At 60.5% G+C, this 12295-nt stretch carries 14 protein-coding genes; 12 read left to right on the top strand and 2 right to left on the bottom strand.

The window, feature by feature from the left end:
* Positions 1-102: 102 nt before the first annotated feature.
* Positions 103-1077 carry a LysR family transcriptional regulator gene (locus HYE77_RS23365; RefSeq protein WP_003215630.1) on the bottom strand — a complete coding sequence of 325 codons (975 nt, stop codon included), beginning with the start codon at positions 1075-1077 and terminating at the stop codon, positions 103-105.
* Positions 1078-1292: 215 nt separating this feature from the next.
* Between HYE77_RS23365 and HYE77_RS23360 the strand changes: the two genes are divergently transcribed.
* The 5 genes from HYE77_RS23360 (at position 1293) to HYE77_RS23340 (ending at position 4692) form a co-directional block, all read left to right on the top strand.
* On the top strand, positions 1293-1727 hold the full coding sequence (locus tag HYE77_RS23360) for a RidA family protein (protein ID WP_003215629.1): 435 nt from the start codon (positions 1293-1295) through the stop codon (positions 1725-1727).
* Between the two features lie 17 nt (positions 1728-1744).
* Positions 1745-2188, top strand: a complete 444-nt coding sequence (locus HYE77_RS23355) for a type II 3-dehydroquinate dehydratase (protein WP_023658744.1) — start codon at positions 1745-1747, stop codon at positions 2186-2188.
* Between the two features lie 109 nt (positions 2189-2297).
* Complete coding sequence (locus HYE77_RS23350) at positions 2298-3548, top strand: NAD(P)/FAD-dependent oxidoreductase (RefSeq protein WP_177019890.1); 1251 nt, start codon at positions 2298-2300, stop codon at positions 3546-3548.
* A gap of 303 nt (positions 3549-3851) precedes the next feature.
* Positions 3852-4178, top strand: coding sequence for a DUF6124 family protein (locus tag HYE77_RS23345; RefSeq protein WP_177069466.1), 327 nt, complete (start codon positions 3852-3854; stop codon positions 4176-4178).
* Between the two features lie 115 nt (positions 4179-4293).
* A complete protein-coding gene (locus HYE77_RS23340) occupies positions 4294-4692 on the top strand; it encodes a hypothetical protein (RefSeq protein WP_177069465.1) in 399 nt (132 codons plus the stop codon).
* 124 nt (positions 4693-4816) lie between these two features.
* On the opposite strand, the gene HYE77_RS23335 is transcribed toward HYE77_RS23340, so the two are convergent.
* Entirely contained in the window at positions 4817-5224 is a 408-nt protein-coding gene (locus HYE77_RS23335; RefSeq protein ID WP_102368782.1) for a VOC family protein, read from the bottom strand.
* Positions 5225-5439: 215 nt separating this feature from the next.
* On the opposite strand from HYE77_RS23335, the gene HYE77_RS23330 reads away from it, so the two are divergent.
* The 7 genes from HYE77_RS23330 (at position 5440) to msrA (ending at position 12181) form a co-directional block, all read left to right on the top strand.
* Complete coding sequence (locus HYE77_RS23330; protein ID WP_003215624.1) at positions 5440-6405, top strand: amino acid ABC transporter permease; 966 nt, start codon at positions 5440-5442, stop codon at positions 6403-6405.
* A 15-nt stretch (positions 6406-6420) separates the two neighbouring features.
* Positions 6421-7185, top strand: coding sequence for an amino acid ABC transporter ATP-binding protein (locus tag HYE77_RS23325; protein WP_023658742.1), 765 nt, complete (start codon positions 6421-6423; stop codon positions 7183-7185).
* 74 nt (positions 7186-7259) lie between these two features.
* Positions 7260-8099 carry a transporter substrate-binding domain-containing protein gene (locus HYE77_RS23320; protein WP_177069464.1) on the top strand — a complete coding sequence of 280 codons (840 nt, stop codon included), beginning with the start codon at positions 7260-7262 and terminating at the stop codon, positions 8097-8099.
* Between the two features lie 83 nt (positions 8100-8182).
* Positions 8183-9490 carry an FAD-binding oxidoreductase gene (locus HYE77_RS23315; protein WP_177019889.1) on the top strand — a complete coding sequence of 436 codons (1308 nt, stop codon included), beginning with the start codon at positions 8183-8185 and terminating at the stop codon, positions 9488-9490.
* 27 nt (positions 9491-9517) lie between these two features.
* Positions 9518-9988, top strand: a complete 471-nt coding sequence (locus HYE77_RS23310; protein WP_003215617.1) for an Lrp/AsnC family transcriptional regulator — start codon at positions 9518-9520, stop codon at positions 9986-9988.
* Positions 9989-10190: 202 nt separating this feature from the next.
* Positions 10191-11678, top strand: coding sequence for an MFS transporter (locus HYE77_RS23305; protein WP_177022100.1), 1488 nt, complete (start codon positions 10191-10193; stop codon positions 11676-11678).
* A complete protein-coding gene (gene msrA / locus HYE77_RS23300; protein WP_087693735.1) occupies positions 11675-12181 on the top strand; it encodes a peptide-methionine (S)-S-oxide reductase MsrA in 507 nt (168 codons plus the stop codon). Before HYE77_RS23305 ends, msrA begins: the two co-directional genes overlap by 4 nt.
* The last annotated feature ends 114 nt before the right edge of the window (positions 12182-12295 follow it).

Genomic DNA, 12295 nt, shown 5'->3' with positions numbered 1-12295 from the left:
GCTGGCTTGCCTGCGATAGCATCGCCCCGGTGTACCTGGAAGACCGAGGTGCCTGCATCGCAGGCAAGCCAGCTCCCACAGAAAAGCAGGAAAGCACGCGGCTCAGCCCGCGCCGTTCAGGGTGCGCACCGCATGGGCATCAAAAAAGCTCGGGGCCGCCATGCCCGGGATGTACTGGTCTGAAACGAACATGCGGCAACGCTCGGCAAACGCCGACACCACGCGGGACAACTGGGTATTGCTCGCCGTGGCATAGCCCAGCTGCATGGGCCGGTGCGGGCCGGACAAGCGCAGGCGGATCAAGCGCTTGCCGTCCTGGGAAAGATTGGCTTTGGGCCGGGCATTCGCGAAGGAATAGCCGATGCCATTGCCAACCATCGAGCGCACGGTTTCAAGGTTGCTGGAGCGCATGATGATGTTCGGTGTGGTACCGGCCTGCATAAAGAAGCTGAGGAAATATTCCCGACTCCAGGGCGTGTCCAGCAGCACCACCGGGTAATCCTCAAGGTCGAGCATGCTCACCGCCGACAGGCTTGCGAGCGGGTGGTACTCACCCACCATCACATACGGCGGTAATTGCGCCAGCGGCTGGAAGTCGATGTCGTCACTGGTCACCAGGTCGTAGGTCAGGGCGATATCGATCTCGGCGCTGCGCAGTTTTTCCAGCATTTCCTCGTGGTTGCCCTCCACTTGCGTGAGGCGTACACCTGGAAACGCGCGGCCAAAACCAAACACCAGCTCAGGGGTGATCATCGGCGCCAGCCACTCCAGGCAACCCACCCGCAGCGGTCCGCGCACGGTGTTCAGCGACTCGGAAGCGATGGTGTAAAGGTTGGTCATCTGCTCCAGGATCAGCTTGGCCTCCTGCATCACCTGGCGCCCCACTGCCGTGAGGGAAATGCCCTGGGCGTGATGCCGCACAAACAGCTGGATGCCCAACTCGGCCTCCATGTGGGTGATCGCAGCCGAGATAGACGGCGACGACACATGAATGCGCTCAGACGCCGCACTGATGCTGCCTGCCTCACCGGAAGCCACGAAATATTCCAGTTGGCGCTGGGTAATACGACTGAGCATCACGCCTCCACATCATCAATAAGCTGACGCCAAGCCGGCGCCGCCTGCCTCAAACACAGCGTTGCATGGTTCATGCCGATTGCTGTTAGCCCGACGCTGACGCCGGCGGATGGCGCTTCGGTTTTGCCTAAGCATTACCTCGCGCAAATGCTGGTTTCGCGCGGGCGAGGCCAATGTGAAGCTGGATTTATTCCGCGCCTCATGAGTTGCCAGCAATGCCCACCCATACCCGTATCCGCATGTTCAACACCAAGCAGACCTACCCCAACCAGGCGCTGGACAACGACCTGTGCCAGGCCGTGCGCGCCGGCAATACCATTTATGTACGTGGCCAGATCGGCACGGACTTCGACGGCAACCTGATCGGCCTCGGCGACCCGCGCGCGCAAGCCGAACAGGCAATGAAAAACGTCAAGCAACTGCTGGAGGAAGCCGGTTCCGATTTGTCGCACATCGTGAAGACCACCACCTACCTGATCGACCCGCGCTACCGCGAACCGGTGTACCAGGAGGTCGGAAAATGGCTCAAGGGCGTGTTCCCGATCTCCACCGGCCTGGTGATTTCGGGTCTGGGCCAGCCGGAGTGGTTGATGGAGATCGATGTGATTGCGGTGGTGCCGGATGACTGGAACCCCAACCAGCAACCATGAGCCACCTGGAGCTTGCCATGCCCCGCACTGTGTATTTCCTCAACGGCCCCAACGCCAACCTGTACGGTCTGGACAAGAACGGCACCTACGGCAGCGAAAGCTTCGCCAGCATCGAAGCGTGCTGCCAGCGCCACGCTATCGAACTGGGCCTGACCCTGGATTTTCGCCAGAGCAACCATGAAGGGGTGCTGGTGGACTGGATTCAGGAGGCCCGGCTCAACGCCGACGCGGTGATCATCAACGCCGCCGGCCTGACCTACAGCTCGGTGCCGATTCTCGATGCGCTGCTGGCGTTCGACGGCCCGATCATCGAAGCGCACATGAGCAACATCTGGAAGCGCGAGGCTTTCCGTCATCACTCCTATGTGTCCAAAGCCGCCACCGGCGTGATCGCAGGCCTCGGCGCGCTGGGCTACCGCCTGGCCCTGACGGCGGTGGCCGAGCTGCTGGAGGCCGATTGAAGGGCTTTGGTTTTGCCTAACCTCTACGTTCAAAAAGCATAATTTCCGGCTGGCGGTTGCTTGATCACACTGATACCGGTCGATGGTCGCTTATCTTTAGGAAGCTCACATGTCAGTTGAAAAGATCAACACCCTGGTGGTGGGCGCAGGCCAGGCGGGGGTCGCCATGAGCGAGCATCTGTCACTCATGGGCGTGCCGCACATCGTGCTGGAGCGTAACCGCATCGCCGAGCGCTGGCGGTCCGAGCGCTGGGACTCGCTGGTCGCCAACGGCCCGGCCTGGCACGACCGTTTTCCCGGCATGAAATTCGAAGGCATTTCCCCCGAGAGCTTCCCGCCGAAAGAGCGCATGGCGGCCTACTTTGAAGAGTACGTGAACATGCTGAAGGCTCCGGTGCGCACCGGGGTTGAAGTGCAGCAAGTGGAACGCCACGTGGGTCGCCCCGGGTTCAAGGTGACCACCTCGGCGGGTGTGATCGAGGCCACCAACGTTGTTGCGGCGACAGGCCCGTTTCAACGTCCGTCCATTCCGAATCTGGTGCCCGCACACGCCACGGTTCAACAGCTGCACTCCTCGGCCTACAAGAATCCCGGCCAGTTGGCCGAGGGTGCTGTGTTGGTGGTGGGCGCTGGCGCATCGGGTTCACAAATTGCCGAGGAACTGCAAAAGGCCGGCAAGACCGTGTACCTCTCGGTGGGCGAACACTATCGCCCTCCTCGCTCGTATCGTGGCCGTGATTACTGCTGGTGGCTGGGCGCGCTGGGCTTGTGGGACGAGGTCAAAATCCAGCCGAAGAAGAAGCATGTGGCGTTTGCCGTCAGTGGCTATGAAGGCGGCAAGACCGTCGACTTCCGCCGCCTGGCGCACATGGGCATTACGCTGGTGGGTGTTACTCGGTCGTGGAATGAAGGCGTGATGGAGTTTGAGCCCGGCCTGGCGGCTAATGTGGCTGAAGGTGACCGTGCCTACTTTGATGTACTGCGGGATGCCGACGCCTATATCGAGCAGAACGGCCTGCCGTTTGCGCCGGAGCCTGAGGCGTGGGAATTGTTGGCTGACCCGGAGTGCCTGGTGAATCCGATCCTGAGCCTGGATTTGGCTGAGGCCGGTGTGACCACGATTCTGTGGGCCACGGGTTTCAGTTTTGATTTCAGTTGGTTGAAAGTGAATGCGTTCGACGAGAAAGGTGAGCCTTTCCATAAGCGCGGGATTTCGGCGGAAAGCGGGATTTACTTTTTGGGTTTGCCGAACCTGGTGAACCGCGCGTCTTCGTTTATCTACGGGGTTTGGCATGATGCGAAGTACTTGGCCGACCATATTGTCTTGCAGAATGAGTACATGGCCTATAGCAAGCCGTGAGGTGCCTTGCCCCATTGCCTACAGTTGCGTCAGAATCCGCCGGCTTGTGCGCATGGGTATGGGGCTCTAAGGTTGCTCGGTCGCTGAAACCTCAGTGATCGGGTTTAGTAGCCCGAAGTATTCTAGGCAATGTGCATAAGCATCATCTGTCAGACGTCTTTGTCTGTGTTTAATGGTGGCTGTGTGCAGGGCGCCCTCGGGCGCGCCGGTTTTGTCTGGAATATCCGGTCTACTAACCTGCACACAGCTGCCACCTTTCGTTTAGTAGCGATAAGGCGGGGGCCAAAATGGAGCATCCAGACAATGTTCAAGGTTACCCCTAATCCTCCGGGAACTTCCGATCCAAAACTCCACCAGGCCGCCCAGCGCGCCATGGATCACTACCTCAATCCCAGTTCCAAACCCGCCCCAACGCCCTCAGCCCTGTTCAGCGTCGCCGCCGACGCCAGCAGCGAAAGCCTGATCACCAATAGCTACGAAACCTTCTCCTCCGTGAGTGCCTTGGTGCTCGATTTGTCCGAAGAACTGACCGGGAAAGACCGCGATGTGGCGTTGGCTATTCACCAATTGAGCGAGTTGGGGGTGCTGTTAATGGGCAAACTGATGGATCGAGAGGTGCCGTGTAGCTAGAACGGATTGAACGCCAGGTCGTGGCAACGACTTGGCGATTTTGACGGGCACTTCCATGCAGTCCACTGCAACATGAGCTAAACCTCCTCACGTCGAATCGACAGAGGATCGCAGAATGCTAAGTTCACCAGCGTTGTTCAGTGCTTGCCATGAAAGCAAGTGGAGGTCGATCTACCTCTGCCTTCAGGCGAAAGGCGGAGACTTTTACCTGACGGTTGAACAAGGCAATGTCGGTAACGTCTTTCTCAAGGTGAAACGCGAGGATGTCGCCAGGGTTTCAGCGTTTTTTGCTGCACCGTCCTATCCGATGGCGGTGACATGTAAACCGGCAAAGTTTGCGTGGTTCCGGCTGAGCTTTTCCAAAAATATAGTGCCGGGAGTGATCAACCTTCGGATATTCAGGATTACGCCACTTTCGATTCAGTTCACATCGGTACCTTTTGCTGTGGGGAAATTGATGCAGCTCGGACTCACATGGCAGACGTTGGCGACGGGTCCTCACAAAACGTGTTGAGAGGCTGCTTCGGGTCGACGCTCTTCGGAATGTACGTTCCAGAAAGGCATCGGAAACAAACTGCTGCGTAGCGTCCTGGCCTATGCGAAATCCCAGCCTCAGCTTTTGCTCGTTCAACTCACCCTCACCGAGGGTAATTTGCTTGTGGATCATGGCAGCACACGCACAGCTTGTTGCCATCAGTATCTCGAAAATACGCGCCGTAATAATCGGGGTGGTAGTGAGGCCTTAATCCAGGCTCTCCTTCACATATCCCGCCGAGCGCCAACGCCGCTGTATAACTTCTTCTAACCGCTTCCCGACTGGGTGCAAGTAGCCCCACCATCTGCCCATTCCCAGGTGCACTCGGTTTGCCATCAAATGGCGCCCCAATGACGAAGATCGGGCGAGGTTCGGTTTCAGCCACCCAACCGGCCCACGGTTTATCCGCATCGCAAAATTTCAACCTGAGGCCCAACTCAGCCATCACCTTCGAATAGAAAGCAAAAGCCCGATCAAAATCACCTGTACCTAAAAACACATGGGAAATCATGGTGGCTACCTTGGGGCGATGAATGCCCATGAGTCTGGCGCGAAATGATTGCTGGCGAAAGCCTGATGACTCCGTCCGGCATATGTACGGCTCCCCTCCCCTCATACGCTCATAAAAACCGCAAATCCCAACAATCCGCAGGGTGCCGCCCGGCATTTCGTCAACCCATAATGGGCTTACAACAATAAAGGGGCTCACCCCGGGGCGCGTAAGCCATGTACAAAGACCATATCGTCAAGACCCGCATGACGGACAGCGCGGTATTCATGGGCGCGGTGGCCGTGGTGATTTTCATCATCACGCTCGCCTGCGGCGTCGGTGAAGGCCGCCTATCCCACTTGATGGGCCCCATCGTTCTCGACCTGAAGGCACCACTGGCACGAGATATTGCAGTGGGCGGCACGTTCACCCTGACGGTGGTGCTGAACCTGTTCATCCTTGGCCGCTTTCCCTTGCGCGCGCAGATCATCACGGTCTGGTGCGAGTTGCTGGTGCTGTTCCTGTTGTTCTTCGACACCTTCAACCTTTCCTACAGTTTCATCGCGACCAAAATCGGCTTCATGATCACCCAGGGGGTGTTCACCACCGTCTACGTGTCGGCGATTTCGATTGCGATTGCGTTCGTCCTGGCGCTGCTGGGCGCCACCGCGCGCTTGTCTTCCAACGGCTTCGCGATTGCGATTGCGAGCTTCTACACCTCGTTTTTCCGCGGCGTTCCGCTGCTGATCCAGATCTATCTGATTTACCTGGGCATTCCCCAGCTCGGCTATGTCGTCGGGGCGGTTCCAGCCGGGATCCTGGCGCTCTCGCTGTGTTATGGCGCCTACATGACGGAGATCTTCCGCGCCGGTATCAGCAGCATCTCGCGGGGCCAGTGGGAAGCCTCGCGGGCGATTGGCCTGAACCCGTTCCAGACGATGACCCGGGTGATTCTCCCGCAGTCCATGCGCTTGATCATTCCGCCAACGGGCAACCAGTTCATCTCGATGCTCAAGGACAGTTCGCTGGTGTCGGTGATCGGCGTCTGGGAGCTGATGTTCCTGGCACGAACCCAGGGACGTGCCGAGTTCCGGCACCTGGAAATGCTGATCACCGCCGCCGTGCTGTATTGGCTGCTGTCGATCGTGCTGGAAACCGTCCAGGCCCGCCTGGAAAAGCACTTCAACCGCGCCCATCGCTGAACCAGGAGCATGACGATGAATCAGCCCTCAATAGTCCCTGCTCCATACCCTGCGATATCGATCCAGGACATGCACAAATGGTATGGCGATTTTTATGTGCTCAAGGGCATCGACCTGCACATTGCCAGCGGTGAAATCGTGGTGGTCTGCGGGCCGTCGGGCTCCGGCAAGTCCACGTTGATTCGCTGCCTGAACCTGCTGGAAGACTTCCAGAAAGGCCACGTGTTCATCGAGGGCACCGAGTTGACCCGTGATGCCGCCTGCGTGGCGGGCATAAGGCGCCAGGTCGGCATGGTGTTCCAGCAGTTCAACCTGTTCCCGCACATGACGGTGCTGGAGAACCTCATGGTGGGACCGCGCCTGGTGAGCAAGCTCAGCGAGCCCCAGGCCCGCGAACTGGCCTATGAATACCTGGACCGGGTGCGCATCGGGAACCAGGCCGACAAATACCCCAGCCAGCTCTCGGGCGGCCAGCAGCAGCGCGTCGCCATTGCCCGGGCCTTGTGCATGCGCCCGCGCATCATGCTGTTCGACGAGCCCACGTCGGCCCTTGACCCCGAGATGGTCAAGGAAGTGCTGGACGTGATGGGCGAACTGGCCCAGGACGGCATCACCATGGTCTGCGTCACCCACGAGATGGGATTCGCCCGGCGGGTGGCCGACCGGATCATCTTCATGGATCAGGGCTGCATCATCGAGCAAGCCAAACCCACCGAGTTTTTTGACAACCCGCAGCACGAGCGTGCCCGGGAATTCCTGTCGCAGATTCTCAGCCACTGAGCAGCACCGTCGAACCTTGCGAAGTCACCGATAAAAACAACAGGCACCGCACTCAAGATACTGGAGGCTTACCCATGATCTCGTTCACTCGCTTCTTCACCGCAGCCGCTGTCGCCACCGCCCTCACCAGCCTCACAGGCGCGGCCTGGGCGGGCTCGACCCTCGACCGCATCCATGAAACCAAGGTGATCAAGGTGGCCACCTCGGCCAACTGGCCACCGCAATCGTTCCTGGGCCCGGACAATAAGCTGCAAGGCTTCGATATCGACGTCGCCAGCGAAATCGGCAAACGCCTGGGCAGCAAAGTCGACTTCGTGACGCCCGAATACGGGATCATCACCGCCGGGCGCTGGTCGAGCCGCTGGGACCTGTCGGTCGGCTCCATGACCCCGACCACCGAGCGCACCCGGGTGCTCGACTTCCCCGCGATCTACTACTACACCCCGTATGTATTCGCGGTGCACAAGGACGCGGCCGAGACCAAAGTGGCGGACCTGAACGGCAAGATCATCGGCGTCGAAGCCGGTACGACTTCGGAGGACTATATCAACCGCCGCCTGAAGATCGACGCCGCCGATGTGCCGCCGTTCACTTACGAAGTCACCCCCGGCGAAGTTCGCACGTACGGCGACAGCATGGGCCCGCTGGATGACCTGCGCATGGGAGACGGGGTGCGCCTGAACGCAACCCTGTCCGCCCTGCCCACCATCGTCGCCGCCGTCAAGAATGGCTACCCCATCGTCAGGGTGGAAGGCAAACCCGCCTACTACGAAGCCCTGGCCATCGCCGTGGACAAGGGCGATGAGGCGTTCAACAGCGCGCTGACCAAGATCGTCGCCGACATGAAAGCCGATGGCACGCTCAAGCAATTGTCAGAGAAATGGTACGGCGCCGACCTCACCCAGGTGCAGTAAAAAACCCCACAGGCCGTACAGGCGCCCCGTCCTCGACGCGGCGCGCTGTATGCCTGCGCCGCAAAAAAAGGACGGCCGACTTCATGTTCACCTATAACAACAATTACTACACCGCCACGATGCGCGACACGACTGAACGCCAGGCGCTGTGTGGCAACGCCCGGGCCGATGTGTGCGTGATCGGCGCCGGGCTGGCGGGGCTGAGCACGGCGTGGGAACTGGTCTCCCGCGGGCAGTCGGTGGTGCTGCTGGATGCCGGTCGCGTGGCCTGGGGAGCGTCGGGGCGCAACGGTGGCTTCGTGCTCCAGGGCTGGTCCGAAGGGTTGGCCGCCATCGAGCGACGCTGCGGCAAACCTACAGCCGCCGCGCTGTTCAAACTGTCGCTTGAAGGCGTCGAGATTGTTCGGGGCATGATCGCCGGTCATCAGTTGCCCGGCTGCACGCCAACCCCGGGAAAACTGAGTGTGGTGCGCTACGAGGATGGCGACAACCTGCAGCGTGTGCGGGACAAAATGGCCGCGGATTTCGACTTTCACCTCGACTACCTGGATCGCCAGGCGGTGCGCGAAAAGCTCAAGACCGAGCGGTATTTCCAGGCGCTGCGCGACAACCATGGCTTTCACTTCCACCCCTTGAACTATTGCCTCGGCCTGGCCCGACTGATCGAGCAAAGTGGTGGCAAAATCCATGAACGCTCGCCCATGACCGCCGTCGAAAGCCGCAACGGGCGACACCGGGTCATCACCGATCAGGGCACTGTCGATTGTGCCCACGTGGTGTACTGCTGCGGCGGCTATGGGGGACCTGAGTTCGGCAAATTACGCCGCGCCTTCCTGCCCATCGCGACCTATGCAGTGCTGACCGAGCACCTGGGCGATCGCCTGGCCGAGGCGGTCTGTACCTCCGATGCCGTGGGCGATAACCGCCGGGCCTCGGACTATTACCGCATCGTCGAGGGCGACCGCCTGCTCTGGGGCGGCCGCATTACCACGCGCAACCTGCAGGATGAGAAACGCCTGGGGCAATTGCTGACGCAGGATATCCTCGACGTTTATCCGCAATTGCGCGGCATCAGGATCGACAAGGCCTGGTCCGGGTTGATGGGTTATGCGCGGCACAAGATGCCGCACATTGGCCCGCTGGGGCAGGGATTGTGGGCGTGTACATCATTTGGTGGCCATGGTATGAACACCGCGCCGATCGGCGCACGCGTCATCGCCGAGGCGATCTGCGGCGAAACCGATCGCTACCGCCTGTTCGATGCCTACGGCCTGGAATGGAATGGCGGCCCCCTGGGCCCGGCGGCCGCACAAACGGTTTACGCCGGCCTGAAAATGATGGATATGTTTCAGGAAAAGCGCTCGCAACACAGGGCGACTCATAAAAACTGAACCCCAGCGAGGGTCAAGGACGTGTCCATGGATACGCAGAATCCCGGTCCATTGTTTAACCTCACCGACAAGGACAGGCAATTGCTTGGCCTGCTGCAAGCCAACGCACGCGAACCCACCGCGTCATTGGCCCGCAAGCTCGGGGTCTCGCGCTCTGCGGTGCAGGAGCGGATTACCCGCCTGGAAAAGGCCGGCGTCATCACCGGCTACAGCGTGCGCATCGACCAGGACCGGCTTCAGCAGACGGTGACCTGCTTTACCATGACCTCCTGCACCAACAAGAGCTACACCGATGTGATGACCTCGCTGCGCAGGATGGAAGCGGTGCAGGCCGTTTACGCGGTCTCGGGGGAGTCCGATTTCATCATTCACCTGGCCACCGCCACCCTGAGCGAACTCAATGCCGAGCTCATCAGGATCAACATGATCAAAGGGGTGGCGCACACCGCTTCGCATATCGTGATGGAAACCAAGTTCAGCCGGAAACTGATGGTGTGAAGTGCTGCCGGCCGTGGGAAACCGCGCGTCTCACGCTCCCCCCTCGGCTGCCATAGCGACTCGGCCACCTGACAAGTCATTCCTTGCAAAATAATTCGCCTCAACGCAATATTAAAAGCAATTGCTTGGTTAATTACCTCAAGCCTGACGCTTATGCCCTTCGCCGGCTTCCATACCGCGAACGCATTACAAGGAATCGTTGATGCAAACCCAAGACAGCAGTTGGGGCGAGTTGCTTAGCGGCAAGAACGCCACCCGCTCCATTGCCCTTTCAGGCGGCATCGCGCTGTATGCCACCAACACCTACATCGCCACCACCATCCTGCCGTCGGTGGTTGCCGAAATCGGCGGCCTGGCGCTTTATGCGTGGAGCACCACACTGTACGTGGTGGCCTCGATCCTCGGTTCCGCCCTCACCTCCAAGCTGTTGCAACGCACCGGTCCACGGCTGGCGTATGCGCTGGCCACACTGGTGTTCATGGTAGGCGTGCTGATCTGTGCCCTGGCGCCGAACATGCCGGTGATGCTCGCGGGGCGCTCCATCCAGGGGTTGGGCGGCGGGGTCTTGCTGGCCCTGTGTTACTCGATGATCCAACTGGTGTTCGAAGAGCGCCTGTGGCCGCGCGCAATGGCACTGGTGTCGGGGATGTGGGGCGTGGCGACGCTCGTCGGGCCGGCGGTGGGTGGCGTGTTTGCCGAGATGGACGCGTGGCGCCTGGCCTTCGGCTCGATGGTGCCGGTGAGCCTGGCGTACATGGTACTCACCAGCCGCGCCCTGCCCCCACGCGACACCACGGCGACCGCTACCACCCGTTTGCCGGTGCCACAACTGGTGCTGCTGGCGGGCGCGGTGCTGGCGGTGTGTGCCGGCAGCGTCTCGGCGCTGCCGAGCTGGAACCTGTTGGGTATCGCCACCTGCGTCGTGCTGGTGGTGCTGTTGATCCGCAAGGAGTCCAGCGCCACCGTGCGTCTTTTGCCCCGGGATGCATTGAAGTTCAGCACCCCGCTCTGCGCGCTTTATGCGACCACCTGCCTGTTGGTGATCGGCATGAGCAGCGAGATCTTCATGCCGTACTTTCTGCAGCACTTGCATGGCCAGTCGCCGCTGATCGCCGGTTACATGGCCGCGCTGATGGCGGCCGGCTGGACGGTCTCGGAAATCATCAGCTCCGGCTGGACCGGCCGCGGTCCACATCGCGCCATCATCGCGGGGCCGCTGTTTATCGTGGCGGGCTTGATGATGCTGGCGATCACTACGCCCATCGCCAGCCAGGGCGAATGGACATTGCTGGCCCCTATCTGCCTGGGGCTGTTCCTGGTGGGGTTCGGCATCGGCCTGGGTTGGCCGCACCTGCTGACGCGCATCCTGCAAGTGGCTTCGGAACAGGACAAGGACACGGCCGCTTCGTCGATCACCACCCTGCAACTGTTCGCCATGGCCATGGGCGCGGCGCTGGCGGGGGTGATCTCGAACATGGCGGGCATCAATGAAGTGGCGGGCAATGGCGGCATCGCCCATGCCGCGCGCTGGCTGTTCGCGCTGTTTACCCTGGCACCCGTGTTGGCGCTGTTGATGGCGCTGCGGGCAACGCGGACGAAGCCGATCGAAGGCGCGCCCCTCGACCTTGGAATCGTCCAACCTGCCCCCATAACTAGCGAGGTATCCAACAAGGGGAAGCACAGACCATGACCAACCCGACCGAAACCGCCCTGCTCGCCGGCGGCTGCTTCTGGGGCATGCAAGACCTGCTGCGCCGCTACCCCGGCGTGCTGCACACGCGGGTCGGCTACACCGGCGGCGATGTGCCGAATGCCACGTATCGCAACCACGGCAACCATGCCGAAGCCATCGAGATCGTCTTCGACCCGACGGTGATCACTTACCGGCAGATCCTCGAGTTCTTTTTCCAGATCCACGACCCCAGCACGCCCAACCGCCAGGGCAACGACCTGGGCCCCAGCTACCGTTCGGCGATTTATTACCTGAGCGAACAGCAACGCGACATTGCTGAAGACACCGCAGCGGATGTGGATGCCTCGGGGTTGTGGCCAGGCCGTGTCGTGACGGAAATCGAACCGGCGGGGCCGTTCTGGGAAGCGGAGCCGGAGCATCAGGATTACCTGGAGCGGATTCCGAATGGCTACACCTGCCACTTCATCCGACCCAACTGGAAACTGCCGAAACGCGCCTAAAAATGTGGGAGCGGGCTTGCTCGCGAAAGCGGTGTGTCAGTCAGCAAGTTCTTCACTGACCCACCGCCTTCGCGAGCAAGCCCGCTCCCACATAAAGCAGTTCCTACATAAAGC

This window comes from Pseudomonas sp. IPO3774 (assembly GCF_013386835.1).
In the GTDB taxonomy this organism is placed as follows: domain Bacteria; phylum Pseudomonadota; class Gammaproteobacteria; order Pseudomonadales; family Pseudomonadaceae; genus Aquipseudomonas.
Note: the sequence above shows the minus strand (reverse complement) of the source record. Positions and strands in the feature narration are given on the sequence as shown.